Annotated in this window: 25 protein-coding genes and 1 tRNA gene; 16 read left to right on the top strand and 10 right to left on the bottom strand. The window is 69.9% G+C overall.

Translation table 11 applies throughout. The features are described from left to right. The first annotated feature begins 126 nt into the window (after positions 1-126). From AB0F44_RS00625 to AB0F44_RS00635, 3 genes are read left to right on the top strand one after another with little or no spacing between them, the layout of a single operon-like run. Complete coding sequence (locus AB0F44_RS00625) at positions 127-1,383, top strand: glycosyltransferase family 4 protein (RefSeq protein ID WP_357351668.1); 1,257 nt, start codon at positions 127-129, stop codon at positions 1,381-1,383. A gap of 3 nt (positions 1,384-1,386) precedes the next feature. Continuing rightward, on the top strand, positions 1,387-2,154 hold the full coding sequence (locus AB0F44_RS00630; RefSeq protein ID WP_357351670.1) for a class I SAM-dependent methyltransferase: 768 nt from the start codon (positions 1,387-1,389) through the stop codon (positions 2,152-2,154). Between the two features lie 7 nt (positions 2,155-2,161). Beyond that, on the top strand, positions 2,162-3,268 hold the full coding sequence (locus tag AB0F44_RS00635; RefSeq protein ID WP_357351672.1) for a prenyltransferase: 1,107 nt from the start codon (positions 2,162-2,164) through the stop codon (positions 3,266-3,268). Positions 3,269-3,355: 87 nt separating this feature from the next. Here the strand turns inward: AB0F44_RS00635 and AB0F44_RS00640 are convergent, their stop codons facing one another. Continuing rightward, complete coding sequence (locus AB0F44_RS00640; RefSeq protein ID WP_357351674.1) at positions 3,356-3,994, bottom strand: class I SAM-dependent methyltransferase; 639 nt, start codon at positions 3,992-3,994, stop codon at positions 3,356-3,358. A 75-nt stretch (positions 3,995-4,069) separates the two neighbouring features. On the opposite strand from AB0F44_RS00640, the gene AB0F44_RS00645 reads away from it, so the two are divergent. Then, positions 4,070-4,642 (top strand): 2'-5' RNA ligase family protein, encoded by a 573-nt coding sequence (locus AB0F44_RS00645; protein WP_357351676.1) that lies wholly within the window; start codon positions 4,070-4,072, stop codon positions 4,640-4,642. Here the strand turns inward: AB0F44_RS00645 and AB0F44_RS00650 are convergent. The 3 genes from AB0F44_RS00650 to AB0F44_RS00660 all read right to left on the bottom strand — a co-directional run bounded on the left by AB0F44_RS00650 (position 4,606) and on the right by AB0F44_RS00660 (position 6,854). Then, positions 4,606-5,460, bottom strand: coding sequence for a DnaJ domain-containing protein (locus tag AB0F44_RS00650; RefSeq protein WP_357351678.1), 855 nt, complete (start codon positions 5,458-5,460; stop codon positions 4,606-4,608). The two genes, AB0F44_RS00645 and AB0F44_RS00650, sit on opposite strands and share 37 nt — an antisense overlap. Before the next feature lie 166 nt (positions 5,461-5,626). Further along, positions 5,627-5,702: transfer RNA gene (locus tag AB0F44_RS00655), tRNA-Gly, on the bottom strand. Between the two features lie 57 nt (positions 5,703-5,759). Next, positions 5,760-6,854, bottom strand: a complete 1,095-nt coding sequence (locus AB0F44_RS00660) for a hypothetical protein (protein WP_357351680.1) — start codon at positions 6,852-6,854, stop codon at positions 5,760-5,762. A 101-nt stretch (positions 6,855-6,955) separates the two neighbouring features. Here AB0F44_RS00660 and AB0F44_RS00665 point away from each other — a divergent pair, with 101 nt between their 5' ends. The 3 genes from AB0F44_RS00665 (at position 6,956) to AB0F44_RS00675 (ending at position 11,314) form a co-directional block, all read left to right on the top strand. Then, entirely contained in the window at positions 6,956-7,918 is a 963-nt protein-coding gene (locus AB0F44_RS00665; protein ID WP_357351682.1) for a tyrosine-type recombinase/integrase, read from the top strand. A 149-nt stretch (positions 7,919-8,067) separates the two neighbouring features. Further along, positions 8,068-9,651, top strand: coding sequence for a GMC family oxidoreductase N-terminal domain-containing protein (locus AB0F44_RS00670; protein ID WP_357351684.1), 1,584 nt, complete (start codon positions 8,068-8,070; stop codon positions 9,649-9,651). A 52-nt stretch (positions 9,652-9,703) separates the two neighbouring features. Beyond that, positions 9,704-11,314 (top strand): AMP-binding protein, encoded by a 1,611-nt coding sequence (locus tag AB0F44_RS00675; protein ID WP_357351686.1) that lies wholly within the window; start codon positions 9,704-9,706, stop codon positions 11,312-11,314. Positions 11,315-11,319: 5 nt separating this feature from the next. Here AB0F44_RS00675 and AB0F44_RS00680 read toward each other — a convergent pair whose 3' ends face one another. From AB0F44_RS00680 to AB0F44_RS00690, 3 genes are read right to left on the bottom strand one after another with little or no spacing between them, the layout of a single operon-like run. After that, a complete protein-coding gene (locus AB0F44_RS00680) occupies positions 11,320-12,090 on the bottom strand; it encodes a zf-HC2 domain-containing protein (protein WP_357351688.1) in 771 nt (256 codons plus the stop codon). Continuing rightward, positions 12,087-12,590 (bottom strand): sigma-70 family RNA polymerase sigma factor, encoded by a 504-nt coding sequence (locus AB0F44_RS00685; RefSeq protein WP_357351690.1) that lies wholly within the window; start codon positions 12,588-12,590, stop codon positions 12,087-12,089. Before AB0F44_RS00685 ends, AB0F44_RS00680 begins: the two co-directional genes overlap by 4 nt. 39 nt (positions 12,591-12,629) lie before the next feature. Further along, entirely contained in the window at positions 12,630-13,301 is a 672-nt protein-coding gene (locus AB0F44_RS00690; protein WP_357351692.1) for a YceI family protein, read from the bottom strand. A 138-nt stretch (positions 13,302-13,439) separates the two neighbouring features. On the opposite strand from AB0F44_RS00690, the gene AB0F44_RS00695 reads away from it, so the two are divergent. The 3 genes from AB0F44_RS00695 (at position 13,440) to AB0F44_RS00705 (ending at position 16,318) form a co-directional block, all read left to right on the top strand. Then, positions 13,440-14,624, top strand: coding sequence for an acyl-CoA dehydrogenase family protein (locus AB0F44_RS00695; RefSeq protein WP_357351694.1), 1,185 nt, complete (start codon positions 13,440-13,442; stop codon positions 14,622-14,624). Positions 14,625-14,685: 61 nt separating this feature from the next. Further along, positions 14,686-15,687: a DUF389 domain-containing protein gene (locus AB0F44_RS00700; protein ID WP_357351696.1), complete on the top strand. Its 1,002-nt coding sequence runs from the start codon at positions 14,686-14,688 to the stop codon at positions 15,685-15,687. 52 nt (positions 15,688-15,739) lie between these two features. Further along, on the top strand, positions 15,740-16,318 hold the full coding sequence (locus AB0F44_RS00705) for a TetR/AcrR family transcriptional regulator (RefSeq protein ID WP_357351698.1): 579 nt from the start codon (positions 15,740-15,742) through the stop codon (positions 16,316-16,318). 9 nt (positions 16,319-16,327) lie between these two features. Here AB0F44_RS00705 and AB0F44_RS00710 read toward each other — a convergent pair whose 3' ends face one another. After that, entirely contained in the window at positions 16,328-17,215 is an 888-nt protein-coding gene (locus AB0F44_RS00710) for a diiron oxygenase (protein WP_357351700.1), read from the bottom strand. 70 nt (positions 17,216-17,285) lie between these two features. Here AB0F44_RS00710 and AB0F44_RS00715 point away from each other — a divergent pair, with 70 nt between their 5' ends. Together AB0F44_RS00715 and AB0F44_RS00720 are read left to right on the top strand one after the other, a co-directional pair. After that, a complete protein-coding gene (locus tag AB0F44_RS00715; RefSeq protein WP_357351702.1) occupies positions 17,286-17,966 on the top strand; it encodes a TetR/AcrR family transcriptional regulator in 681 nt (226 codons plus the stop codon). Next, positions 17,963-18,238, top strand: coding sequence for a DUF4873 domain-containing protein (locus tag AB0F44_RS00720; protein ID WP_357351704.1), 276 nt, complete (start codon positions 17,963-17,965; stop codon positions 18,236-18,238). Before AB0F44_RS00715 ends, AB0F44_RS00720 begins: the two co-directional genes overlap by 4 nt. Before the next feature lie 21 nt (positions 18,239-18,259). Here the strand turns inward: AB0F44_RS00720 and AB0F44_RS00725 are convergent, their stop codons facing one another. After that, the gene (locus AB0F44_RS00725) at positions 18,260-19,021 is read right to left on the bottom strand and encodes a sulfite exporter TauE/SafE family protein (RefSeq protein WP_357351706.1); all 762 of its coding nucleotides are present in this window, start codon (positions 19,019-19,021) and stop codon (positions 18,260-18,262) included. Beyond that, a complete protein-coding gene (locus tag AB0F44_RS00730; protein ID WP_357351708.1) occupies positions 19,018-19,719 on the bottom strand; it encodes an FCD domain-containing protein in 702 nt (233 codons plus the stop codon). The genes AB0F44_RS00725 and AB0F44_RS00730 overlap by 4 nt, the downstream gene beginning before the upstream one ends. Positions 19,720-19,830: 111 nt before the next feature. Between AB0F44_RS00730 and AB0F44_RS00735 the strand changes: the two genes are divergently transcribed. The 4 genes from AB0F44_RS00735 to AB0F44_RS00750 all read left to right on the top strand — a co-directional run bounded on the left by AB0F44_RS00735 (position 19,831) and on the right by AB0F44_RS00750 (position 25,508). Further along, positions 19,831-21,159 carry an SLC13 family permease gene (locus AB0F44_RS00735; protein WP_357351710.1) on the top strand — a complete coding sequence of 443 codons (1,329 nt, stop codon included), beginning with the start codon at positions 19,831-19,833 and terminating at the stop codon, positions 21,157-21,159. A 5-nt stretch (positions 21,160-21,164) separates the two neighbouring features. Beyond that, entirely contained in the window at positions 21,165-22,331 is a 1,167-nt protein-coding gene (locus AB0F44_RS00740; protein ID WP_357351712.1) for a CoA transferase, read from the top strand. Between the two features lie 59 nt (positions 22,332-22,390). Next, a complete protein-coding gene (locus AB0F44_RS00745) occupies positions 22,391-23,893 on the top strand; it encodes an MFS transporter (protein WP_357351714.1) in 1,503 nt (500 codons plus the stop codon). A 73-nt stretch (positions 23,894-23,966) separates the two neighbouring features. Next, on the top strand, positions 23,967-25,508 hold the full coding sequence (locus tag AB0F44_RS00750; protein WP_357351716.1) for a glycoside hydrolase family 13 protein: 1,542 nt from the start codon (positions 23,967-23,969) through the stop codon (positions 25,506-25,508). The last annotated feature ends 3 nt before the right edge of the window (positions 25,509-25,511 follow it).

Here is a 25,511-nt window from a genome sequence, read left to right on the forward strand (position 1 = left end):
ACCAGCCTAGACGCCAAGCCCGACACCGTCTGTTGAAGCGCCTGCATTAGAGTGACTCGCGCTGGCTACCTGCTAGTATAGAACACGTTCTAGTTTTGCTCTGCCTAGGTTTGAGGGAGGTGGCGGATGCGGATCGCTCTGCTGTCGTATCGCAGCAAGCCGCACGTCGGCGGTCAAGGCGTCTATATCCGCCATCTGAGTCGGGAGCTCGCCAAGCTCGGGCACACTGTTGAGGTCTTCTCCGGTCAGCCCTATCCCGATCTCGACCTAGTAGGGGAGGGCGTCACCCTCACCAAGGTGCCGAGCCTGGGCCTCTACGAGGAGCCCAACCCGTTCGGCAACCCGAAGTTCTCCGAGCTCCGCGACCTGGTCGACGTCGAGGAGTGGGCCCGGATGCGTACCGGCGCCTTTCCCGAGCCGCTGACCTTCGCCAAGCGCGTCCTGAAGGTGCTGAAGGAGCGGAAGGACGACTTCGACATCGTCCACGACAACCAGACTCTGGCCACGCCGCTGCTTCGCATCGAGCCCGAGGTCGGCCTGCCCCTGGTGACCACGATCCACCACCCGATCTCCTTCGACCGACGCATCGAGCTGGACAGCGCGGTGGGCTGGAAGAAGAAGTTCGGGGTCTGGCGCTGGTACTCGTTCGTGAAGATGCAGGCGAAGGTCGCCTCGCAGCTGCAGCACGTGATCACGCCCTCGGACAACTCCAAGCGCGACATCCTCACCGACTTCGGCGTCCCCTCCGACCGGGTGCAGACCGTGCATCTCGGCGTACCGGAGGAGTTCGTCCCGCCGACGGGGCCTCGCGTCAGTGGCCGGGTCCTGGCCATGGCCAGTGCCGACGCCCCGCTGAAGGGCATCGCCTTCCTGCTCGAGGCCTTCGCCAAGCTGCGTACCGAACGCGACCTGGAGCTGGTCCTGGTCTCCAAGCCCAAGAAGGGCGGTCCGACCGAGCAGCTCATCGAGAAGCTCGCGATCAAGGACCACGTACGTTTCGTCAACGGCATCTCCGACGCCGAGCTCGTCGAGCTGATGGGCTCCGCGGAGATCGCCTGCGTGCCCTCGCTCTACGAGGGGTTCTCGCTGCCCACCGCCGAGCTGATGGCGTGCGGCACTCCGCTCGTCGTCTCCCGCGCCGGCGCGATCCCCGAGGTCGTCGGCCCCGACGACCTGTGCGCGAAGCAGGTCACCCCGGGGGAGACCGAGGAGCTCGAGCAGGCCATCGCGGCGCTGCTCGACGACCCCGAGCGCCGGGCCCGCTACTCGGCCGCCGGGCGGGCCCGGGTCGAGGAGCACTTCTCCTGGCACGCGGTGGCCGAGCGGATGACGGCCCTTTATCAGCAGTCCATCGACGAGTTCACCACAGATGAGAGGAAGTGAGCCGTGCTCACCGTTGACTTCGACCGCCTTGGCCTTGAGCCCGGAGAGCGCGTGCTCGACATGGGTGCCGGCGGTGGCCGGCACGCCTTCGAGATGTATCGCCGCGGCGCCGACGTGATCGCGTTCGACCAGGACGCCGAGGAGCTGGCCAAGGTCAGCGACTGGTTCTTCGCGATGCGCGACGAGGTCCCCGAGGGCGCGAACGCGGAGGTCAAGGAGGGAGACGCCCTGTCGCTGCCCTTCGCCGACGGCGAGTTCGACCGGATCGTCGCCGCCGAGGTGCTCGAGCACATTCACCGCGACGTCGACGCGATCAAGGAGCTCGTCCGGGTGCTGCGCCCCGGCGGCACCCTGGCCATCTCGGTGCCGCGCTGGCTGCCCGAGGTCGTCAACTGGAAGCTCTCCGAGGACTACCACAACACCCCCGGCGGCCACATCCGCATCTACACCGACCACGAGCTCATCGACAAGGTCACCAAGGCCGGCCGGCCCAACGACGGCACCCCTGGTGAGGCGATGATCTTCGAGGGCAAGTCCTACGCCCACGGCCTGCACGCGCCCTACTGGTGGCTGAAGTCGGCCGTCGGCGTCGACAACGACAAGCACGTCCTGGTGAAGGCGTACCACCAGGTCCTGGTCTGGGAGATCATGAAGAACCCGCTGCCGCTGCGCCTCGCCGGGAAGGTTCTCGACCCGATGATCGGCAAGAGCATGGTCCTCTACTTCCGCAAGCCGGGTCCTGTCGCCTCCGACCCCACCTCGGCCGCCTGATTCGCGGATGAGAGTCGAGATCCCGTACGTCGACGGGGTGCTGACCCCTGCCCAGATCGTCGCCACGGCCGGGTCGATCGCCCGCGTCCAGGAGGCGTCGGGCGCGATCCCGTGGGTCCCGGGTCAGCACACCGACATCTGGAACCACGTCGAGGCCGCCATGGGCCTCCTGGTCGGTGGCCTGGTGGAGGAGGCCGAGGCTGCGTACGACTGGATCCCGTCGCTGCAGAACGGCGACGGGTCCTGGCCGATGAAGATAGTTTCCGGCTCACCCGTGGAGACGATCGGCGAGTCCAACATGTCGGCCTACTTCGCCGTCGGGCTCTGGCACCACTGGCTGATCCGTCGTGACCGGGCGTTCGTGGAGCGGCATTGGCCCTCGGTGCGCGCCGGGCTCGACTTCGTGGTCGGGCTGCAGCTGCCCTTCGGCGGGATCGCCTGGACCCCGCGCGACCCGTTCGCCCTGCTCACCGGCTCGTCCTCGATCTACCAGTCGCTGCGCGCCGGGGTCGCCCTGGCCGACCTGATGGACGACCCGCAGCCGGAGTGGGAGATCGTCGGCGGCCGGCTCGGTCACGCGCTGCGCCACCACCGTGACTCGTTCGAGGACAAGTCGCACCACTCGATGGACTGGTACTACCCGGTCCTCGGTGGCGCCGTCGTCGGTGCCGACGGCCACGACCTCATCGAGTCTCGCTGGGACCACTTCGTACGGCCCGGCCTCGGCGCCCTCTGTGTCGACACCAACCCGTGGGTGACCGGCGCCGAGACGTGTGAGCTGGTGATGGCCCTGGACAACATCGGCGACCACCGCCGCGGGCTCCGGCTGCTGACCGAGATGCAGCACATGCGTGCCGACGACGGCGGCTACTGGACCGGCTGGGTCTACGAGTCGCTCGACTACCCCAACCCGAACCCCAACGCCTACTGGCCCGAGGAGCACTCCACCTTCACCGCCGCCGCTGTCATCCTGGCCGCGGACGCGTTGGGCGAGCGCTACGGCGGGTCCACCCCAGGCTCCGGCATCATGCGCGGCACCTCCCTCGCCGCTCCGTTCGAGGAGCTGGCGCTGGAGTGTGGGTGCGAGACGTCTTCGGCTGGAATACCCGGTTAACCGGGTATTCCTGCACTTCTCGGGTGTTGCATTGCCCGAGAAGTGCAGGAATACCCCCGATCGATGTGACTCCTGTGGCGCCTGGGATCAGGTGAGCCGACGCAGGACCCGCAGGGACCCGACGGCGTCGATCTCCTCGAACTGCTTGGAGGCGAGCGCGGGGAGGTAGATCTCCTCGTACGGCGGCCGTCCGCCCTCGGCCGGGTCCGGGAAGACGTCGTGGACGAGCAGCAGCCCTCCGGGCATCACCTTCGGGGCCCAGCCGCGGTAGTCCAGCTGCGTCGGCTCCACGCCGTGGCCGCCGTCGATGAAGAGCAGCGAGACCGGCGTGGTCCACCACCGGCTGACGGTCGTCGAGGCGCCGATCACCGCGACGACCTCGTCCTCGAGGCCGGCCTGCTCGATCGTGCGCCGGAAGGTCGGCAGCGTGTCCAGCCGCCCGGTGCGCTCGTCGACCAGGGTCGTGTCGTGGTGCTCCCACCCCGCCTGGTTCTCCTCGCTGCCGTGGTGGTGGTCGACGGTGAACACCGTGCCCCCGGTCAGCTTCGCCGCGGCGCCGAGATAGACCGACGACTTTCCGCAGTAGGTCCCGATCTCGACGGCCGGCCCGTGCGGCAGCCGCTCCACGGCGTACTCGAACAGCGCCGTGCCCTCCTCGGGAGGCATGAACCCCGTCGCGTCGAGGGCGTGCTTGAGCAGTTCGGCGGGCATCTCAGGCGTAGACACCCGGGCACCCTAGCCGAGTCGCGAGCGGCCCGCGTCGAGTGGTCATCGACCAGGCGCGCCCGCGAGAATCCGGCCATGAGCAGATCCGCTGCCGGGCACTCGGTGCTCGTCGTCCCGGTGCCCGAGCTGGAGACGTACGTCCTGGAGCGGACGCGCCACTACGACGACTCGTTCGTCTCGGTGGACCCTGCGTTCGTGCACGCGCACATCACGCTGCTCGCGCCGTTTCTGGCCTCACCTACGACCGACGATCTGGAGCGGGTCGGGAAGATCGCGGCTGCGGCCGCTGCGTTCGACTTCGTGCTGGACGACGTACGTCTCTTCGCCGGGGGCACGATCTATCTGCACCCTGATCCCGCGGAGCCGTTCGCGGCGCTGACCTCCGAGTTGAGCGCGGCGTTCCCGCAGTGCCCACCCTATGACGGCCTCTTCGAACCGGTGCCGCACCTGACCATCGACCACATCGCCGGGGGAGTGGACCTCGGTTCGACACGTACGTCCCTGGTGCCGTTCCTCCCCGCGCGATGTCACGCGGACCGGGTCAGCCTGCACTGGTACGCGAACCACGGCTGCCGGACCATCGCCGAGTGGCCGCTGGGCGGAGTCCCGCGTCAGGGTCCAGGTGCGGACATCGCCTGCATCACGTAGCCGACGGCGACCAGCATCGTCAGGCTGCTGATGGCGATGCCGGCGACCGCGGCCCAGCGGCCGCGACGCTTGTCGTCGGCGGTGCGGGCCAGGCCGATGATGCCGAGGATGAAGCCGAGCGGGCCACACATCAGCACGCTGGCGAGCAGCGACGCGACCGAGACCGCGTCGAGCGGCACGGAATAGAGCGACCAGGCGTTGGCCGGCTTGTCCGCTGACGGCGCGGTCTGCTGTTGCGGGGCAGCCTGCTGCGGAGCCACCGGCTGAGGGTTCGGGGGCTGCGGCGCGGCGGGCTGGGGAGGAGGCGGCTCGGTCGCCGTGCGAGGAGGCTTCGGCGCCGCGGGTCGCTGTCGTGAGGCCATCGCTGCATTCGCCGCTCGAGCCTGCCGCGTGGCCTGGCGCAGCCGGCTGGCCGACGGGCGCACCCGAGCCGGTGGTGTCACCGGGGCGGGTGAGCTGCTGCCGGGCGCCGGGGCGGGACGCGGAGTCGCGGCGCCCCACTCGGCTCGCCAGCGCCGGTCGCGGCTGAGCGGCGGAGTAGGAGAAGCAGACGCGGGCGCCTTCCCGGCGGCCGCCGAGGCAGCGGCCCTACGGCGGCGACGGGCGAGCTCCTCGTCGAGGGTGGCCCTGGCGACTGGGTCGAGCAGCACGTCGCGCGCCCGGTTGATGCGCATCATCAGCTCGCCGTCGGCAGCACGGCCGCCACGGTCCGGGTGGAACTGCTTCGCGAGCTCACGATGGCGAGCTCGGACAGCCGCGTCGTCCGCGTCCGGAGCGATCTCGAGCACGGCATAGGCGTCGATGAACTTCCCGCTCACTCAACGCCCCCCACGCACAGTCCTTCGGTTGTCGGCCTCGCCCCCGGGCTCATCCACACCTGGCGCATAAATCCCAGAGCAATGAAATCCTAGAGCAGTTGCGGCGAGATGCTGGTTTCGCCACGGGAAATTGATCGAGGGCCGCCCGATCGGGCGGCCCTCGATGTGGAGCGGACGACGAGGCTCGAACTCGCGACCTCAACCTTGGCAAGGTTGCGCTCTACCAACTGAGCTACGTCCGCTTGCGAGAAGAACAGTAGCGGATGTGGTCCGTTCACCTCCAACTGGGGTCCCGCGTGTCACGCACCCTCTTCCGGCACATCGGGGGAGGACGTACGCCGCTCGATCTGCTCGATCAGCTGCGCTACCTGGGCCTGGTGTGCTGCCCGCAGATCCTCGAGCCGCTCGCTCGCATGGACGCGCTCGCGGTCCAGTTCGGCGCGGGTGGCATCGCGATCCGCCTTCGCCGCTGCTTCGCTCCCGCGAAGGTCTGCCACCTGGTCCCGCAGAGCGTCGATCTGCTCGCGGGCGGCGTCGCGCTGCGTACGCAGGCCGGAGATCGTCGCCTCCGCGCTCGCGGACGCCTTCTCGCCGGCCTTCTTCTCGGCGATCAGCTGCTCCTGCAGCCGTGCCATCGCCTTCTCGGCATGGTCGGCGCGCGCGGTCTCGCTCCGCCGGTGCTGCACAGCCGAGGCGTGCTCGGCCTGCAGCTTCTCGAGCTTCTCGGCCAGGGCTTCGCGCGCGGCGGTCGTCTGCTCGACACGCTTCTCGAGGGAGGTGATGCTCGCGGAGGCGGTCTTCGCCGCGGCAGCCGCGCCGGACTCTGCTCTCTCCAGCGCCGCCTGGGCGGCCTGACGGGACTCCTCGGCCGCGGTCGTGGCGGACAGCGCCTCCCGCAGGATCTCGGCAGATCGCTCCGACTCCTCCAACGCCTCCGCCGCGGCGGCATCTGCCTCATCGCGCTCCGCCTCGGCCGTACGCTGCGCCTGCTCAGCGCGCACAGCACGAGCGCTCGCGGCAGCGATCTGCTCCTGTGCCTCGCTCTGCACGGTGGCGATCTGAGCCTCAGCAGCGGTCAGGTCGCCGAGCGTACGCAGCTCCTCCAGCGCCTTCGGGAGCTGGTCGAGGAACCTGTCGGCGAGCTGGGTCAGCTGGGTGGTGATCTCCGTGGCCCGCTGCTGGGCGGCCTGCACCGGTCGCGCGGTCTCCTCGGGATCCCGTGTCTCCACGAGCCGCTGCAGGCGCTTGCGTTCGCGCCAGGCTGCGGCTCGGTTGTGGGCGGGATCGTCGCAGTACTCCGGCGGTCGGCCGCTTCCGCTCTCCGAGGCCGCCGCGGGCAGCGGACAGCCGGGGAAGCGGCACAGCTTCTCGTCGACAACAATCGTTTCCGTCATTACGTCAGCATAGCGTGACGAAAGACGAAACGAATACTCAACTCCGTTCAAATGAGATCCGGATGAGACACACAACATAACTGGCATTATGATGTGTGCTTGTGAGCGCGATCGAGCACCGTCTCCAGGCCCCGGCAACAGACCTCTCCGTGACGGAATCCGTCAGAGAGCTGTTCCTCGAGAACCTGGGGGAGCTGCCCCAGGAGAAGAGGGCCGAGGCGCTCGCCAGAAGGTTCCTGCTTTCGTACGCAGGACACACCCGCGCTGCATACGGGCGAGACCTCGCCGACTGGTTCGGCTGGTGCGCCGCCCTGGAGATCGACCCGCTCGCCGCGAACCGGGCGATGGTCGATGGTTACGCCCGCCATCTGGAGACACGGCGCAGCCCGGCGACGATCGCCCGCCGCCTCTCCGCGATCGCCGGCTTCTACCGCTACGGCGTGGCGGAGGGCGTCTTGAGCGCCTCACCGGCCGAGCACATCAAACGCCCCAAGACCAGCAACGACTCCCAGACCCTGGGCATGGATAGGGGAGAGGCGCGCGCCTTCCTCGCCGCCGCACGGGAGCACTCCAGCCGCGCTGCCGCACTGGTGACCCTCCTGCTCCACGACGGCCTGCGCATCTCCGAGGCCCTGGGCGCCGACGTGACCGACCTCAGTCACTCCCGCGGCCACCGCATCCTGACGATCACCCGCAAGGGCGGCGCCCGGCGCGATGTCGTACTCAACCCGGCGACCTCACAGGCGCTTGACGCCTACCTCGACGCCCGCGCCGACGGCCCGGTCTTCATCACCGCCACCGGCAACCGCTGGCACCGCTCGGAGGCCTTCCGACTCATCCGCAGACTCGGCACCTCGGCCGGCATCGAGCACGGCGACAAGCTCTCCCCGCACAGTCTCCGCCACACCTTCGTCACCCTGGCCCGCGAGGCCGGCGTACCTCTCGAGGACGTCCAGGACGCCGCCGGCCACGCCGATCCCCGCACCACCCGGCGCTACGACCGAGGCCGCCACAACCTCGACCGCCACCCCGCCTACGCCCTGGGCGCCTTCCTCGCCGACTGACCCCGCGCCGAAGCGTCAGAAATTGACCGCGAAACGTCAGAAGACCTGACTTCTCGCGGTCAAAATCTGACTTCTCGCGATTGAGAAATGACGTCTCGGCGGGCGGTAGGCTTTCGGACGCCCGTCATCGTTGACGAAGGAGATCCGGTATGAGCCAGGAACTGACCAGCGACTACGTGGTGGTGGGGGCCGGATCGTCAGGTGCCGTGCTCGCGGCACGGCTCAGCGAGGACCCGAGCGTCCGGGTCACGCTGCTCGAGGCAGGGCCGCGCGACAAGAGCATGAACATCCACATCCCGGCGGCGTTCTCGAAGCTGTTCCAGTCCGAGCACGACTGGGACTACTCGACCGAGCCACAGCCGGCGCTCGGCGGCCGGCGGATCTACTGGCCGCGCGGCAGGATGCTCGGCGGCTCGTCCTCGATGAACGCGATGATGTGGGTCAAGGGCCTCCAGGCCGACTACGAGGAGTGGGGTGCGGCCGCGGGACCCGAGTGGGGCTGGGACGTCGTCAAGAAGACGTACGCGAAGCTCGAGGACGTCGAGGACGCCACCGCTCTCGACGGCACCGGTGGTCCGGTCCGCGTCGAGCGGCAACGGAGCCCGCGTCCCTACACCGAGTCCTTCCTCCAGGCCGCCGAGCAGGCCGGTTACCGGCGCGGACGGGCGAACGGCCCCAACCCCGAGGCGTACGCGGAGACCATGGTCACCCAGCGCCGAGGCGCCCGCTGGAGCACCGCCGCGGCCTACCTCAAGCCTGCCGCCAGGCGCGCCAACCTGAACGTGGTGACCGGTGCCCTGGTGTCGCGGGTGACCTTCGACGGCAGCCGCGCGACCGGTGTCGAGGCCGTCGTCGATGGCCAGCAGACGACCATCACCGCCCGGCGTGAGGTGATCCTCTCCGGCGGCGCGATCAACACCCCGCAGCTGCTGATGCTCTCCGGGATCGGCCCGGCGGCGCAGCTGAAGGGCCTCGGCATCGATGTCGTACGTGATGCGAGGGAGGTGGGGGAGAACCTCACCGATCACCTCGTCGCCGGCATCGGCTGGGAGGTCGAGCAGGGTTCGCTCGCGACCGCGGAGTCGGCGCGTCACCTGCTCAACTACCTGCTGCGCCGACGCGGGATGCTCACCTCGAACGTCGGCGAGGCGTACGGCTTCATCCGATCGCGCCCCGACCTGGAGGCGCCCGACATCGAGATGATCTTCGCCCCGGTCGGCTTCTTCGACGAGGGCCTGATTCCGTTCGTGGGGGAGGCGGTCGTCGCCGGTCCGATCCTCGTCGACCCGGCCAGCCGCGGCAGCGTCACGCTGACCTCCACGGACCCGGCTGCCAAGCCGATCATCGACCCCCGCTACCTCTCCGACCCCGAGGGCAGGGACCGCGCCGCCATCGTCGAGGGAGTCCGGGTGACGCTGGAGATCGCCTCGCAGCCCGCTCTCAAGCCGTTCCTCGGCAAGTTCCTGCGCCCCGACGTCCCGATGGACTCGTCCGCGGACGAGGTCGCCGACGCGCTCCTGGCACGTCACGCCCACACGCTCTACCACCCGACCGGCACCTGCCGGATGGGCACGGACGAGGCCAGCGTGGTCGACCCCCGGCTTCGCGTACGCGGCGTCGAGGGCCTCCGCGTGGCCGACGCCTCGATCATGCCCAGGATCGTGCGCGGCCACACCAACGCGCCCGCGATCCTGATCGGCGAGCGCGCCGCGGAGCTCATCACCAGCGACTGACACCCCGCAGCAGACCCTTGGACCCGCCCGTGAGTCAGGTCACACTGGGCTCATGACGGATTCCTACGCTGCCGGAGAGACCACGACCCCGCTGCTGGAGGAGACGATCGGCGCGAGCTTCGATCGCACCGTCGCCAGATTCGGTGACCGGGAGGCGTTGGTCGAGGTTGCCTCCGGCAGAAGGTGGACGTACGCCGAGATGAGCCGCGACGTCGACTCTCTGGCCGTCGGGCTTCGCAAGGCCGGGATCGGGAAGGGCGACCGGGTCGGGATCTGGGCACCCAACTGCGCGGAGTGGACCCTGACCCAGGTGGCGACGGCGAAGATCGGCGCGATCCTGGTCAACATCAACCCGGCCTACCGCACCCACGAGCTCGCGTACGCCCTGACGCAGTCGGGCATCAGGCTGCTCGTCTCCGCGCCCGAGTTCAAGACCTCCGACTATCGCTCGATGGTGGCCGACGTCCGCGGCGACTGCCCCGACCTCGAGCAGACCGTCTTCATCGGCGACCCGGAGTGGACCGCGCTCCTCGAAGCCGGCGCCGGCGAGCGGCTGGCCGATCACGTCACCTACGAGCTGAGCCCCGAGGACCCGATCAACATCCAGTACACCTCGGGCACCACGGGCTATCCCAAGGGCGCGACCCTGAGCCACCGCAACATCCTCAACAACGGCTACTTCACCACCGAGACGATCGGGTTCACCGAGAACGACCGGCTGGCGATCCCGGTGCCCTTCTACCACTGCTTCGGGATGGTGATGGGCAACCTCGGCTGCATCACCCACGGAGCCACGATGGTGATCCCGGGTCAGGCCTTCGACCCGGCGGCCACCCTGAAGGCGGTCCAGGACGAGCGCTGCACGGCCGTCTACGGCGTACCCACCATGTTCATCGCGATGCAGAACCATCCGGACTTCGGCACCTTCGACCTCAGCACACTGCGCACTGGGATCATGGCGGGCAGCCCGTGCCCGGTCGAGGTGATGAAGCGGTGCGTCAACGAGATGCACATGAGCGAGGTCTCGATCGCCTACGGGATGACCGAGACCTCGCCGGTCTCGACCCAGACCCGGATGGACGACGATCTCGAGCACCGCACCGCCACCGTCGGCCGGGTGCACCCGCACGTCGAGGTGCGCGTCGTCGACCCGACCTCCGGTGCGGTGCTGCCCCGGGGCGAGGCGGGTGAGTTCCAGACCCGCGGCTACTCGGTGATGCTCGGCTACTGGGCGGACGAGGAGAAGACCAGGGCGGCGATCGACGACGAGGGCTGGATGCACACCGGTGACCTCGCCGTGATGAACCCCGACGGCTACTGCAGCATCGTCGGCCGGATCAAGGACATGGTGATCCGTGGCGGCGAGAACATCTACCCCCGCGAGATCGAGGAGTTCCTCTACACCCACCCCGACGTCGAGGACGTCCAGGTCATCGGCGTCCCCGACGAGACGTACGGCGAGGAGCTCTGCGCCTGGGTCCGCCTGCGCCCCGGCGCCGAGCGGATGACGGCCGAAACCCTGAGGGCGTACGCCGTCGGCAAGCTCGCCCACTACAAGATCCCGCGCTACGTCCTGGTCGTCGAGGAGTTCCCCATGACTGTGACCGGCAAGGTCCGCAAGGTCGAGATGCGGGAGAAGACCGTCTCCGAGCTCGGACTCTAAGGGCTCTAGGTCAGCGACGCTGCCGCGACCGCGGTGTCGTCGCCGACGAGGGTGATCTCGACCCGCTCGACGTCGGCGATCGGCACTGCGGAGGAGGCGTCCAGACCGAGCGTCTCCCCACCCGACCAGGTCCACGACCCGGCGACGGTGCGCGCGCCGTCGCGGCCGACCAGCACCAGGTCGTACGTCACCGGCTCACCCGGATAGTCGGACGGTCCCGGCGGGCTCTTGCCGGGCTCGGGCGGGTAGTGGCAGCTCCACTTGAGCTTGGTGCCCCAGGAGGTCGGGGTGACGACGAGCTGGGCCCACATGTCGACGCTGCCCACGGGCCGCAGGTCGACGGTGCGTACGTTCACGCCGGCAGCATCCGAAGATGACGGCGCGGCGGAGGGGGCCGCGGTCGGCTGCTGGTTGCCGTCACGACCGAGCGCCAGGCCGCCGATCGCCGTGCCGCCGGCGAGGAGGACGACGGCGGCCGCGACCGCGAACGCCCGGCGGCGCAGCCGCGACCTGCGTACGGCCCCGGCCAGCTCCGCCAGCGGCGGCGTCGCGACCTCGGCAGTCTCCTCGAGCAGCTCCTCGGCCTCCTCGCGCGAGAGCGCGCCGAGCAGGCCGGGCATCCCGGCGAGCTCGGCGACGGCGTCGTGGCAGATGCTGCAGCCGGTCAGGTGCCGCTCGTAGGCCCTCCGGTCGCTAGGGCTCAGCGCCCCGAGCACGTAGGACGCGTCCCAGTCGGCGTACGTCTCGTGTGCGGAGGCGTCCAGGTCGTCGTTCATGAGGTGACCCCCTTCTCTTGCAGGGCGAGACGCAGGGCTCGCAGACCGTAGTGCAACCGGGACTTGACCGTGCCGGGCGGGATGTCGAGCTCATGGGCGAGCTCGGCGACCGACCGGCTGCCGTAGTAGGCGCCCACCACCACCGCACGGTGCTCGGCTGAGAGGGCGAGCAGCGCATCGGCGACCACCCAGGAGTCGAGCACCGCCTGGGTCTCGTCCGCCCGCGTCGCCTCGGGCGGCGACTCCGCGGCGTACTCCCGTTTCCGGCGCGCGCTGCGCATGTCGTCGATGACGAGGTTGCGGGCGGTGGTGAACAGCCAGGCGCGCACGCCCTCGTCGGGCCGCTGCAGCACCTCCGGATGACGCCAGGCGCGCAGCAGTGTCTCCTGCACCACGTCGCGCGCCTCCTCGGCGTCACCGGTGCGGCGTACGACGTAGCGGTAGAGCGCCTCCGAGTGGGCGTCGTGCACCGCTACGAGCAGCTCGTCCTCCGCACCCATGTCACCTCCCGCATGCCCCAAGGATCCCAGAGTCCCGGATCAGCCCTTGGCCAGGTCGAGCGAGAACTCGACGCTGCCGGTGTCCTCGACGCTCACGAAGCCCAGGTTCGGCGCTTCGACATCGAAGTCCGCGAAGGTGATCGGCACGCTGCCGACGACCTGGAGCGCGTTGGTGCCGTCGCCGCCGACCTCCGCGTCGACGGTCACCGACTTCGTCTCGCCGTGCACGGTGAGGTCACCGACGAGCTGGACCTCGGTCGCGCCCTCCTCGAGGGCGGCGGGCTCGGTCAGCTCGAAGGTGGCGGTGGGGAACTGGTCGGCCTCGATCGCGTTCTCGCGGAAGTAGCCGTCGCGGTTGCCGGAGTCGGTGGCGATCGTGGCCACCTTCACCTCGATGCTCGCCTTGGTGACCTCGCTCTCGGCGATGGTGACCTCGCCGGTCACGTCCTCGGTGCGGCCGGTGACGGTGACGTCCTCGCCCCGGAGCACCTCGTCGAGGCGGTAGCCGGCGTACGAGCCGTCCGAGACGGTCCAGGTCCCACTGCTGTCGGCGCCGTCCGCGGGCGCCGCCGAAGCGCTGAGGCTGGGCTTGTCCGCGACCGAGTCCTCGGCTCGGTCCGCGTACCAACCAGGTCCGAAGATCGCCGCGACGCCTCCGACCACGACCACTGCCGCACCGACCCCGACTGCTGCTTTCGTACGTGTCCGCACGCCGTTTCCTCTCGCCTGGAGGCTGACCCGATGCCGGCCTTCACCCCTACTACGGAGCGCGGTGGCGAACGGTTCAAACGACTTCCAGTGACGGGTGACACAATCGGCAGCGCCCTCTCTCGACCCCAAGGAGACCCCATGCCCCAGACCCCGCTCGAGCTCTTCGGCACCGAGGCCCTCATCGGCGATGAGGACCGCGCGATCCGCGACACGGTGAGATCCTTCGCGGAGAAGGAGATCAAGCCGCACCTCGCCGACTGGTTCGAGGCCGGTGAGGTCCCGGTCCGCGAGCTCGCGCCCGAGCTCGGCAAGCTGGGCGTGCTCGGGATGCACCTGGAGGGCTATGGCTGCGCGGGCACCAGCGCCACGGCGTACGGCCTGGCCTGCCTGGAGCTCGAGGCGGCCGACTCCGGGATCCGCTCGCTGGTCTCCGTGCAGGGCTCGCTGGCGATGTTCGCGATCTGGAAGTGGGGGAGCGAGGAGCAGAAGCAGGAGTGGCTGCCGCGGATGGCGGCCGGCGAGGCGATCGGCTGCTTCGGGCTCACCGAGCCCGACTTCGGCTCCAACCCCGCCGGGATGCGGACGCGGGCGCGCCGCGATGCATCGGGCGACTGGATCCTGAACGGCACCAAGATGTGGATCACCAACGCGCCGGTCGCCGACGTCGCGGTCGTCTGGGCCCAGACCGACGAGGCACCCGACGGCAAGGGCATCCGCGGCTTCGTCGTTCCCACTGACACCCCGGGCTTCTCCGCTCCGGTGATCAAGCAGAAGCTGTCCCTGCGCGCCTCGGTCACCGGCGAGATCGTCCTCGACGACGTACGCCTCCCGGAGTCTGCCGCGTTCCCCGACGTCAGGGGCCTGAAAGGTCCGCTGTCGTGTCTGAACGAGGCCCGCTTCGGCATCGTCTTCGGCGCCGTCGGCGCGGCCCGCGACTGCCTCGAGTCCGCCATCGCGTACGCCGCCTCCCGCGAGATCTACGACAGGCCCCTCGCGAGCTTCCAGATCACTCAGACCAAGCTCGCCGACATGACGCTCGAGCTCGGCAAGGCGATGCTCCTCGCCCTCCACCTGGGCCGCCTCAAGGACGAGGGCACCCTCCGCTCCGAGCAGATCTCCCTCGGCAAGCTCAACAACGTCCGCGAGGCCATCGCCATCGCCCGCGAGTGCCGCACCATCCTGGCCGCGGCCGGGGTGACGTTGGAGTATCCGATCCTCCGCCACGCCAACAACCTCGAGTCGGTCCTGACGTACGAGGGCACCAGCGAGGTCCACCAGCTCATCATCGGCCAGGCGCTGACGGGGGAGTCCGCCTTCCGCTGAGACGCGAAGCTCACCTGCTCCGGGGGAGCCGTGCTGGACGTACGCCACCGATCCTTCGTGCATGAGAGGAGCTCTGGCCGTTACGGCGGCTGACGTCTCGCGCATCATCGAGCGCCTGTTCCTGACGGTGGGCGACCGCCGGCGCAACCTGACGGCTTTCTGGGTGCTGCTCGTGCTCGCCGGCGTCATCGCCGCCGCCGGAGTCGTCGCGGACTCCACCGCGACGGTCATCGGAGCGATGATCGTGGCTCCGCTGATGACGCCGATCCTGGGCACGGCGCTGGCGCTGGTTCTCGCGGACCGCCGCCAGCTGGCGACGAACGTCGCCCTGGTGGTCGGTGCCGCGATCGCGGTCATCCTCATCGGGTTCGTGATCGGACTGACGGTGCAGGTCGACGTCGTCGCCGCCACCAACAGCCAGGTCTCGGGCCGGGTGAGCCCGCGGCTGATCGATCTGCTCGCCGCCGTCGCCACCGGAATGGTCGGTGCGTTCGCCCTGGTGAGGCCCGACGTCTCCGACACCCTTCCCGGCGTGGCGATCGCCATCTCACTGGTCCCGCCGCTCGCCGTCGTGGGGCTCACTCTCGAGTCGGGCGCGGCCGGCGAGGCGGCCGGCGCCCTGCTTCTCTTCGGCACCAACGTCGCCGCGATCATCGCCACGGGGACGGTCGTGATGCTCGCGGCGGGTGTCCGCCATGTCGCCGAAGAGGCTGACATCGCCGACGTCAGGGTCGGTCGGCTCCGGGGGCGCTCCCTGGTCGCCGTCGCCGCCTCCCTCGTCCTGGTCGCTGTTCCGCTCGCGGCCGGCAGCGTTCGCGTGCTGCAGGAGCAGCGCCTGGTCAGCCAGGCCGAACCCATCGCCACCTCCTGGGCGGCGGCCAAGGGCTGGCAGGTGTCCGACGTGTTCCTCCGGGGGAGCTCTCTTCACGTCGTGGTGATCGGCACCCCACCAGCCCCCGCCAGCGGCGACCTGCGGGCGGCCTTTGATGCCGAGGGCCTCGCTGACGTCGACGTCGAGCTCACGATCGTCGTCGGTGGGTCCGAGAATCTGGCTGGGGCATGACAGCCGACACCGGTGCTGCTGCTCGAATGTCTAGCACTGCTAGGATCAAGCCATGTCGGTACAGGAGCGCAAGCAGCGCGAGCGAGCGGATCGCGAACGCCTCATCGTGGCGACGGCCCGCGAGCTCGCCGAGCAGCAGGGCTGGGACGCGGTGACCACGCGCCGCCTCGCCGAGCGCATCGAATACAGCCAGCCGGTCCTCTACAGCCACTTCCGCGGCAAGCGCGAGATCATCGGCGCCGTCGCCCTCGATGGTGCCGCCGAGATGGCCGTGGCGATGCGCTCGGCGACAGCGGCCGCGAGCACGCCGCGCGAACGGGTCGCAGCCCTCGCCCGCGCCTATCTCGACTTCGCCGAGCGCAACCCGGCGGTCTACGACGCCCTGTTCCAGCTCGACGGCGGCCTGGCGTACGCACAGGAGGACACCCCTGAGCAGCTGAAGGACGCCTTCGCGGCGTTGATGGAGACCCTGGGTGAGGTCGCCGGCGACGGCGTCGACCCGGAGCTTTTCACCGAGGTGTTCTGGGCGTCCCTGCACGGTGTCGCGACGCTGACCCGGTCGAGGCGGCTGCTGCCGGAGGACGCCGAGCGCCGGATCGAGCTGCTGGTCGACCGTCTCGCCGTGCTCTGACGCCTCGCGTCAGTCGCGCGGCACCAGGAACGAGGCCCGCCAGAGCTTGCGGTCCTTCTCCGAGACCATCCCGTTCTCGATGAGGTACGGCATCATCTTCTCGCCCATCCAGGCCAGCGTCGCGCGGTAGTGCTCGTTGCCGAGCGCCTCGCGGCGGGCCGCCATCGGGTCGAGGCCGACGGCCGCGTAGCAGTCCGGATGGACCAGCGAGCGCGCCATCACATAGGCCGAGCGGGCGGTGAGGTTCTGGTGCATCCGGAGCTGCGTACGTCCCATCTTCTGCGACATCGCCGCGGCGAGCTCCTCGCGGGCGAAGGTGACGTGGCGGGCCTCCTCGGTGACGTGGATGCGGGAGGCCATCCGGGTCAGCGGCTGGCAGCGCTCGTCCTTCATCAGCTCGCGCTGCCACCGGTCGAGCGGCTCCTCGCCGACGAGAGTCGCGGAGAAGACGCTGGCTCCGTGCAGCAGCGGAGCGAGCTTCCCGATGCGCAGGACGGCGGGCCGGGGGCCGTACGCAGGCGCGCCCATCGCCGCGATCGCCCGGCCGAACATCACCGAGTGACGGGTCTCGTCACCGATCTCGGTCAGTGCGTACTGGGTCCGCGCCGTGCGCGGGTCCGCCCCGTAGACCTCGCGGAGGAGCAGCTGCATCAGCAGCACCTCGAACCACAGCCCGACGCTCATGATGCTGGCGACCTCGTGCCGGGAGAGCTCGATCTGCTGGTCTTGGCTGAGCCGGTCCCAGGTCGGGGTGCCGTAGAGGGAGACGCGCTCGGGCTGCATCCACCACAGCCCCTCGACGGGCGCGGCGTCCCAGTCGAGGTCGACCTCCGGGTCGTAGGACTGACGCGCGGTGGAGCGCAGGAGCCGGTCGGAGGTCGGATCGGCGATGGTCATTTCTTCTCCCTGACTGAGCGGTCAAACTAGGTGTTACCCAGAGTTACGGGTAGTTGCTAGAGTGCAGGACATGACACGGAAGGTCAAGGACGACGGCCGATCCTCACGCTGGGACGCCCACCGCGAGACCAGACGGGCGGAGCTGGTGGCGGCAGCCGTACGCGCCGTCGACTCGGGCGAGACCGAGGTCTCGATCGCCGACATCGCCGCGGAGGCCGGGGTCAGCAAGCCGGTGCTCTACCGCTACTTCGCCGACAAGGCCGAGCTGCACGGCGCGGTGGGGATGTGGGCGGCGCGGCAGATCCTCGACGCGGTCGTCGACGCCGTGCTCGCCCCCGCGCCGACCCGGCAGCGCGTCGAGGCCGGGGTGGCGGCGTACGTCGAGACCATCGCCGAGCACCCCAACGTCTACCTGCTCGTGGTGCGCCAGCACACCGGCGGCACCGACCCGCTCGCGGACGGCAAGCAGCTCATCGCGGCGACCTTCGCGCGGCTGCTCGGCGACACCTTCGGTCGCCTCGGTGTCGACGCCGCCGGCGCCGAGCCGTGGGCCCACAGCCTCGTCGGGATCGGTGAGTCCGCGGGTCAGTGGTGGCTCGACCGACGCACCATGTCCCGCGCCGCCTTCACCCGCTATCTGAGCGAGTTCGTCTGGCACGCACTTGAAGGCACGACCGCCGAGTACGGCGTCGACCTGAGCGCCCTGGACCGCCCCGAGATCGTCACCCCGCTGCGAAAGAGCCCCCGATGAGCGAGCACGAGCCCCAGCACCTCTACGACGGTCCCGCCCGCCTCGACTCCGAGCACGGCACCTGGGAGGTCGATGTCGCGCTGCGCGGCGCCTTCCAGCCGATCGACGGCCATTTCCACTGGTACGGCCGCGTCGGCACGGCCATCGAAGGCGTACGCAACGGCCAGAGCGTCACCGTCCGCACCGACCACGGCGAGGCCGAGGGACGGCTCTCCGACATCGACCCCTGGGGACGGTTCCGGATCGCCGGGACGGGAAAGCCACCGTTCTGACGCCGTGCGGGTCGTGGGGTCTCAGCGCACGATCATGAGCGTCGCGGCGCCGATCCCGACGACCACGATCAGTGACCGCAGGACCGTGGCCGGCAGCCGGCGACCGATGTGCGCCCCGACGTACCCACCCACGACCGATCCTGCGGCGAGCAGGCCGACGGCCCGCCAGTCGAGATCGGCGATGGCCAGGAAGATCACCGTCGCGACCACGTTCGAGGCCATCACCGCGAACGTCTTGAGCGCGTTGACCGTACGGAACTCCAGATCGGTCCCGAGCCCGAGCACGGCCATCATCATCACCCCGGACCCGGCGCCGAAGTAGCCGCCATAGGCGCCGGTCAGCGTCGCGAACAATGTGGTGAAGCCGGAAATCCGCACCCGCGGCTCGGCATCGGCGGCGTGCTGGCGCAGGAACCGGCTCAGCCGCGGCTGCACCCCCACGAGTACGCAGGTGCCCAGGATCAGCCACGGCACGACCGCCTCGAAGACCGATCCCGGCAACCACAGCAGCAGCAACGCTCCGGCGATGCTGCCGGCGCCCGCGGTGATCAGCACCGCCGCGGTCACGCGCGGATGCTCGGCCAGCTCCCGCCGGTAGCCGAAGGAGCCGCTGAGCCCGGCCGGCGTCATCCCCACTGTGTTGGAGGTGTTGGCCACGACCGGCGGGAGGCCGACCGCGACCAGGACGGGGAAGCTGAGCAGCGAGGCGACGCCGACGGTCGAGGTGAGGATGCCCGCGCCCAGGCCCGCGGCGAGCACCACGAGCTGGTCGACCGGCGTCATGCGTCGCGGAGAAGCGCCACGTCACTGACCAGCATGACGTGGCCGTGCATCGCGGCGGCGGCACGTTGGGCGTCGCCCGCGGCGATCGCGTCGGCGATCTTCTGGTGCCCGGCGAGCGAGGTCCGGGGGCGGTCGGGCTGGGAGAGCGACTCGATGCGGGTCTCGCGGATCAGCTCGCTGATCTCGGACATCATCTGCTCGAGCAGAGGGGAGTGGGCCGCCTGGGTCACCGCCTGGTGGAAGAGCTCGTCGCCGTGGACACCGCGCCCGCCGCCGGTGATGTCCCGGTCCATCGCCTTCAGCGCCGCGTCGATGCGGTCCAGGTCCTCCTGCGTACGCCGCTCGGCCGCCAATGCGGCGATCTTCGTCTCCAGCGCGTCACGCGCCTCAATGACGTCAGGGATCCGCTCCGCGTGCGCCCGGATCGCATCGGTGATGCGCTCGACGCGCGGCTTGTCGGTCAGCACCGTCCCGTCGCCATGGCGCACCGCGACGACGCCGATGACCTCGAGCGCGACCAGCGCCTGGCTGAGGGTCGCTCGGCTCACCCCGAGGCTGGTGGCGAGCTGTCTCTCCGGCGGCAATCGGTCGCCGGACTTCAGATCGTTCTCCGAGATCCAAGCCGTGATCTGCTCCGCGACCTGCTCGTACAGGCGGGTTCGCTGCAGTGGACGTGGAAAGCGCGCGGACTCACTCATGGCTACAGGGTATTGACGTTCGGCCGATTGTCCTATTGGCTAGTCCACTGAGCCGACAGTGATGCGAATCACAACCGGTGCCAGACGGGGGCCAAACAGAAGGGAAGTCCGATGGGACCGGAATGGGTGGCGATCATCGCGCTGGTCGCCTTGTTCGTGGCAGGCACGTTGCTGCCGATCAACATGGGAGCGCTGGCGTACGTCGCAGCATGGCTGGTCGGGATGTTCGCGCTGAACCTCGACGAGAAGGAGATCCTGGCCGGAGTCAGTGCCGACCTGATCCTGACGCTGATAGGCGTGACCTATCTGTTCGCGATCGCGAGGAACAACGGCACGGTCGACCTGATCGTCAGTAGTGCCGTACGCGCGGTGGGCGGCAGGGTCGCTCTGATCCCGTGGGTGATGTTCGGCGTGACCGCGCTGTTGACCGCCATGGGAGCCGCCAGCCCGGCGGCCTGCGCGATCATCGGGCCGGTGGCGCTCGGCTTCGCGGGCCGCTACAAGATCAACCCGCTGATGATGGGCATGTTCGTCGTGCACGGTGCTCAGGGCGGCGGTTTCTCGCCGATCAGCATCTACGGCACGATCACCAACTCAGTCATGGTCGACAACGGCCTGCCCTCCAGCGAGATGACGATCTTCGTGGCCAGCCTGGTGGTCAACCTGATCATGGCGACGATCCTGTTCTTCTTGCTCGGCGGGCGATCGCTGATGAGCATGCGGCTCGACCCCGATGAGGCGGCGGGCGCCGCCGCCGGCGTACCGGGTGAGCTTCACGAGGGCGGCGTGACCGTCCCGGCCCGTGGCTACGGCACCGTCGCCCCGACCGGGACCAAGGCCGGCATCCGCACCGAGCAGGTCCTGACCCTGGCCGCGTTCGTCATCGTCGCCGCCGTCGCCCTGTTCTTCGACAAGAACATCGGCTTCGCCTCGATCACCGCGGCGACCGTGCTCGCGGCGCTCTCGCCGAGCCAGCACAAGGACGCCATCCGCCAGATCGCCTGGCCGACGGTCCTCCTGGTCGCCGGCGTCTCGACGTACGCCACGATCCTGAACACCGCCGGAGCGCCGGAGTTCGTGGGTGGCTGGGCGGCGGGCCTGGGTGTCGCGGCTATCGGCGCGCTCATCCTCTGCTACGTCGGCGCGGTCGTCTCCGCGTTCGCCTCCTCGACGGCGCTGCTGCCCATCATCATCCCGATCTCGGTGCCGCTGATCGCCGAGGGCGGGATCTCCGCAGCCATGTTCGTGGCCGCGCTGGCGATCTCCTCGACCATCGTCGACGTGAGCCCGTTCTCCACCAACGGCGCGCTGATGCTGGCCAACCGGCCCGAGACCATCACCGAGGAGCGCTACTACAAGCAGATCCTCGGCTACAGCGTCATCGTGGTGCTCGTCGGTCCCCTCCTCGTCTGGGCCACCATGGTCCTCCCGGGCTGGTGACGGGCATGCGTGGACCGCTCGACGACGTCGTCGTTCTCGACCTCTCCCGCGCCCTGGCCGGGCCGCACTCCGCGATGATGATGGGTGACCTCGGCGCCCGCGTGATCAAGGTGGAGGCGCCCGGACGCGGCGACGACACCCGGGGCTGGGGCCCGCCGTTCGTGGGGGAGGAGGGACAGCGGGAGGCGACGTACTTCCTCTCCGCCAACCGCAACAAGGAGTCGATCACCCTCGACCTCAAGGACACCGACGACAAGGACGTGCTGCTGCGTCTGGTCGACCGGGCCGATGTGCTCATCGAGAATTTCCGCACCGGCGTCCTGGACCGGCTCGGCCTCGGCATCGACGAGCTCCAGGCCCGCAATCCGCGCCTGGTCGTGCTCTCGATCACCGGGTTCGGCCACGACGGCCCAGAGGGTGGGCGGTCTGGCTACGACCAGATCGCCCAGGGCGAGGCCGGGCTGATGTCGCTCACCGGGTCGGGTCCCGAGGACCCGCAACGCGTCGGCACCCCCATCGCCGACCTGCTGGCCGGGATGTACGGCGCCTACGGCGTGCTCGCCGCTCTCCACGAGCGCGACCGCACCGGCAGAGGCACCGTCGTACGCACCTCGCTGCTCTCCGCGGTCGTCGGCGTCCACGGTTTCCAGGGCACCCGCTGGACCGTGGCCGGCGAGGTCGGCCGCGCCCAGGGCAACCATCACCCGAGCATCTCGCCGTACGGCCTGTTCCGCTGCGCCGACGGGACCGTGCAGATCGCGGTCGGGAGCGAAGGGCTCTGGCGGAGGTTCTGCACCGCCTTCGACATCCCACCCGACCTCGAGGGGATGGCCACCAACCCCGAGCGAGCGGCCAACCGGGAGAAGGTCGTCGAGCTCGTCGAGACGCTCTTCGCGCCCTGGCCGGCCGAGGAGCTGCTCGCCAAGCTCGCCGAGGCCGGCGTCCCGGCCGGCAAGGTGCGCTCCCTGGACGAGGTCTACGCCTGGGAGCAGACCGCCAGCCAGGGTCTGCTGATCGACGTCGACCACTCCACCCTCGGTCATCTGACCCTTCCCGGACCGCCGCTGCGGTTCTTCACCGACGGGTCGGAGGTGACCCCCACCGACCACGCCGCGCCGCCCACCCTCGACCAGCACGGCACGGGGCTGCGTACGTGGGTGGCGGACCAGTAGGCACCTGACTGGGATACTGCTGGCACCGCGTCTGTGTCGCCGAGGGAAGGAGCCCGATCATGCAGGACTTTCCGAGTGATCGGGCTCCTCTCCGGCTGGGCACGTCTCGCGGCCGTTGGGTGCTGGCTACGACGGTGCTTGGCTCCGGCCTGGCACTGCTCGACTCGACCGTGGTCAACGTCGCCCTCGGCCGGATCGGCGAGGACCTCGACGCAGGTTTCTCCGGTCTGCAGTGGACGGTCAACGCCTACACGCTGAGCCTCGCGGCGCTGATCCTCCTCGGCGGTTCCCTCGGCGACCGCTTCGGCCGGCGCCGGGTGTTCCTGATCGGCGTGGTGTGGTTCGCTCTCGCGTCGCTGCTGTGCGGGCTGGCTCCCAACATCGAGCTGCTGATCGCCGCCCGCGGGCTGCAGGGGGTCGGCGGTGCGCTGCTGACTCCGGGGAGCCTGGCGATCATCGCCGCGTCGTTCCATGTCGACGACCGGCCCGCGGCCGTGGGCGCCTGGTCGGGTTTCAGCGGCGTCGCGGCCGCGGTCGGACCGCTCGTCGGCGGCTGGCTGGTCGAGATCGACTGGCGGCTGGTCTTCCTCATCAACGTCCCCGTCGCGGCGCTCATCGTCATCGTCGCCTTGCGCCACGTCCCGGAGAGCCGAGACCCGGATGCCAGCGGCCGGCTCGATCTGACCGGCACGGTGCTGGCCGCGGCCGGACTCGGCGCTCTCACCTTCGGGCTCACCCGGGCCGGCGAGGTGGGCCTGGTCGGCTCTGTGGTGGCGACCGCCGCGCTCGGAGTCGCCTGCCTGGTCGCCTTCGTGGTCGTCGAGGCCCGTTCGACCCACCCGCTGGTCCCGCTCGAGCTGTTCCGCAACCCTCAGTTCAGCGCGGCCAACGCCGTCACCCTGCTCGTGTACGCCGCGCTCGGCGTGATCTTCGTACTGCTCGTCCTCCAGCTCCAGATCGTCAGTGGCTGGTCGCCCCTCGCCGCGGGATCGGCGCTGCTGCCGGTGACCGTGGTGATGCTGCTCTTCTCGTCCCGTGCGGGCGCGTTGGCGCAGCGCATCGGTCCGCGGCTGCCGATGACGCTAGGGCCGCTGCTCGCGGCCGGCGGCGCACTCTGGATGGGGCGGATCGGAACTGACGCGTCCTACGTTCTCGACGTCCTCGCGCCAGTCCTGCTCTTCGCCATCGGGCTCACCCTGCTGGTCTCGCCGCTGACCGCCACCGTGCTCGACGCCGCGGACGACCGGCATGCCGGCATCGCCTCGGGCGTCAACAACGCGGTGGCCCGGACGGCCGGGCTGCTGGCCGTCGCCGTCATCCCCTCCGCGGTCGGGATCGCCGGCGCCGACTACACCAACCCCGAGACCTTCGACGAGGGCTACGGCATGGCGATGATCATCAACGCCTGCCTGCTGATCCTCGGCGCGGCGCTCGCGGCGGTGTTCGTACGGCGTCCGCTCGCCGCCGAACCCCAGCCCGACGACCACCGGATGCACATCGAGACGTGCACGCACTGCGGTGTGACCGGCCCCCAGCTGCACCCGGCCGACCACGACCACTGACTCCGACAATGGCATGACCTGGGCGGCATCCGGTTACCGGGCTCCCGTGGATGCTCCATGGTGGCGTGAGGCCGTGACCTACCAGATCTATCCGCGATCGTTCGCCGATGCGGACGGAGACGGCACGGGCGACCTCGCCGGTATCACCTCCCGGCTGGACCATCTGGCAGACCTCGGCGTGGACGCGATCTGGCTCTCGCCGTTCTATCCCTCGCCGCAGATCGACTACGGGTACGACGTCGTTGACCCCCGCGGCGTGGACCCGCTCTTCGGGACCCTCTCCGACGCCGAGGACCTGCTCACCAAGGCGCACGAGCTCGGCCTGAAGGTGATCATCGACCTGATCCCCAACCACACCTCCTCCGGGCACCCGTGGTTCGCCGAGGCGCTCTCGGCCGACCCGGGGTCGCCGGAGCGCGATCGCTACATCTTCCGCGATGGTCGAGGGCCCGACGGCGAGGAGCCGCCGACCAACTGGAGATCCGTCTTCGGCCAGCCGGCATGGACACGCGTCGAGGACGGGCAGTGGTACCTCCACATGTTCGACGAGGAGGAGCCCGACCTCAACTGGCGCCACCCCGAGGTGGCCGAGGAGTTCCGTTCGGTGATGCGGTGGTGGCTGGACCGCGGCGTCGACGGCTTCCGTGTCGACGTCGCCCACGGCCTGGTCAAGGCGCTGCGCGACCAGCACGTCCCGGAGGGACGATCACCCAACTCCGACCCGGCCGTGATGTACGACGAGGGCATCGAGGACGATCCGATGTGGGACCATCCGGACGTCCACGGGGTCTACCGGGACTGGCACGATCTCGTCGCGTCCTACCCGGGCGAGCGGATGCTGATCGCCGAGGCGTGGACCCAGGGGCCGGCAGACCTGCGCGGCTACCTGCGCAGCGACGAGTTCGAGCAGGCGTTCAACTTCCGGTGGCTGCAGTCGCACTGGTCGGCACGCGAATTCACCGACGCGATCACCTCGACGCTCGAGGCGCTGCGTCCCTCCCGCGCCTGGCCGACCTGGGTCCTCTCCAACCACGACGCCGTACGCCACCGGACGCGCTACGGCGACGGGGAGCAGGCGCTGGCCCGCGCCCGCGCGGCGACGCTGACGATGCTGGCACTGCCGGGGTCGGCGTACCTCTACCAGGGCGAGGAGCTCGGGTTGCCGCACGTCGAGCTGCCGCCGGAGCACCAGCAGGACCCGTGGGCGGAGGGCGGCAACGGCCGGGACGGCTGTCGGGTGCCGTTGCCGTGGAGCGGTGACGCTCCGCCCTTCGGCTTCGGCCCCGGCGACGGCCAGCCGTGGCTACCGCAGCCGGTTCAATGGGCAAACCTGACCGTCGCTGCGCAGACCGGCAGCCCCGGCTCGACGCTGGAGTTCTACCGGTCCGCGCTCGCGGCCCGTCGCCGCTACGCCCTCGGTGGCGACGAGGAGGTGGAGTTCCTCGATGCGCCCGAGGACGTCATCGCCTTTCGGCGTGGCCGCCTGAGCGTCGTCATCAACTGCGGCGCGGTGCCTGCGCCGCTGCCGCACGGCGACGTCGTGATCTGCAGCGGTGAGCCACTCGCCTCCGAGCTGCCGCCGGACACCGCGGCCTGGTTGTTCAACGACGGCTGAGGC

The sequence above is a fragment of the Nocardioides sp. NPDC023903 genome (assembly GCF_040639295.1).
GTDB lineage: Bacteria > Actinomycetota > Actinomycetes > Propionibacteriales > Nocardioidaceae > Nocardioides.

Bases quoted from the DNA above. Each gene is read 5' to 3' on its own strand.
- AB0F44_RS00625 (WP_357351668.1), top strand. From the start codon at position 127: ATGCGGATCGCTCTGCTGTCGTATCGCAGCAAGCCGCACGTCGGCGGT.
- AB0F44_RS00635 (WP_357351672.1), top strand. From the start codon at position 2,162: ATGAGAGTCGAGATCCCGTACGTCGACGGGGTGCTGACCCCTGCCCAG.
- AB0F44_RS00645 (WP_357351676.1), top strand. From the start codon at position 4,070: ATGAGCAGATCCGCTGCCGGGCACTCGGTGCTCGTCGTCCCGGTGCCC.
- AB0F44_RS00660 (WP_357351680.1), bottom strand. From the start codon at position 6,854: ATGACGGAAACGATTGTTGTCGACGAGAAGCTGTGCCGCTTCCCCGGC.
- AB0F44_RS00670 (WP_357351684.1), top strand. From the start codon at position 8,068: ATGAGCCAGGAACTGACCAGCGACTACGTGGTGGTGGGGGCCGGATCG.
- AB0F44_RS00675 (WP_357351686.1), top strand. From the start codon at position 9,704: ATGACGGATTCCTACGCTGCCGGAGAGACCACGACCCCGCTGCTGGAG.
- AB0F44_RS00680 (WP_357351688.1), bottom strand. From the start codon at position 12,090: ATGAACGACGACCTGGACGCCTCCGCACACGAGACGTACGCCGACTGG.
- AB0F44_RS00685 (WP_357351690.1), bottom strand. From the start codon at position 12,590: ATGGGTGCGGAGGACGAGCTGCTCGTAGCGGTGCACGACGCCCACTCG.
- AB0F44_RS00695 (WP_357351694.1), top strand. From the start codon at position 13,440: ATGCCCCAGACCCCGCTCGAGCTCTTCGGCACCGAGGCCCTCATCGGC.
- AB0F44_RS00700 (WP_357351696.1), top strand. From the start codon at position 14,686: ATGAGAGGAGCTCTGGCCGTTACGGCGGCTGACGTCTCGCGCATCATC.
- AB0F44_RS00705 (WP_357351698.1), top strand. From the start codon at position 15,740: ATGTCGGTACAGGAGCGCAAGCAGCGCGAGCGAGCGGATCGCGAACGC.
- AB0F44_RS00710 (WP_357351700.1), bottom strand. From the start codon at position 17,215: ATGACCATCGCCGATCCGACCTCCGACCGGCTCCTGCGCTCCACCGCG.
- AB0F44_RS00715 (WP_357351702.1), top strand. From the start codon at position 17,286: ATGACACGGAAGGTCAAGGACGACGGCCGATCCTCACGCTGGGACGCC.
- AB0F44_RS00720 (WP_357351704.1), top strand. From the start codon at position 17,963: ATGAGCGAGCACGAGCCCCAGCACCTCTACGACGGTCCCGCCCGCCTC.
- AB0F44_RS00725 (WP_357351706.1), bottom strand. From the start codon at position 19,021: ATGACGCCGGTCGACCAGCTCGTGGTGCTCGCCGCGGGCCTGGGCGCG.
- AB0F44_RS00730 (WP_357351708.1), bottom strand. From the start codon at position 19,719: ATGAGTGAGTCCGCGCGCTTTCCACGTCCACTGCAGCGAACCCGCCTG.
- AB0F44_RS00735 (WP_357351710.1), top strand. From the start codon at position 19,831: ATGGGACCGGAATGGGTGGCGATCATCGCGCTGGTCGCCTTGTTCGTG.
- AB0F44_RS00740 (WP_357351712.1), top strand. From the start codon at position 21,165: ATGCGTGGACCGCTCGACGACGTCGTCGTTCTCGACCTCTCCCGCGCC.
- AB0F44_RS00745 (WP_357351714.1), top strand. From the start codon at position 22,391: ATGCAGGACTTTCCGAGTGATCGGGCTCCTCTCCGGCTGGGCACGTCT.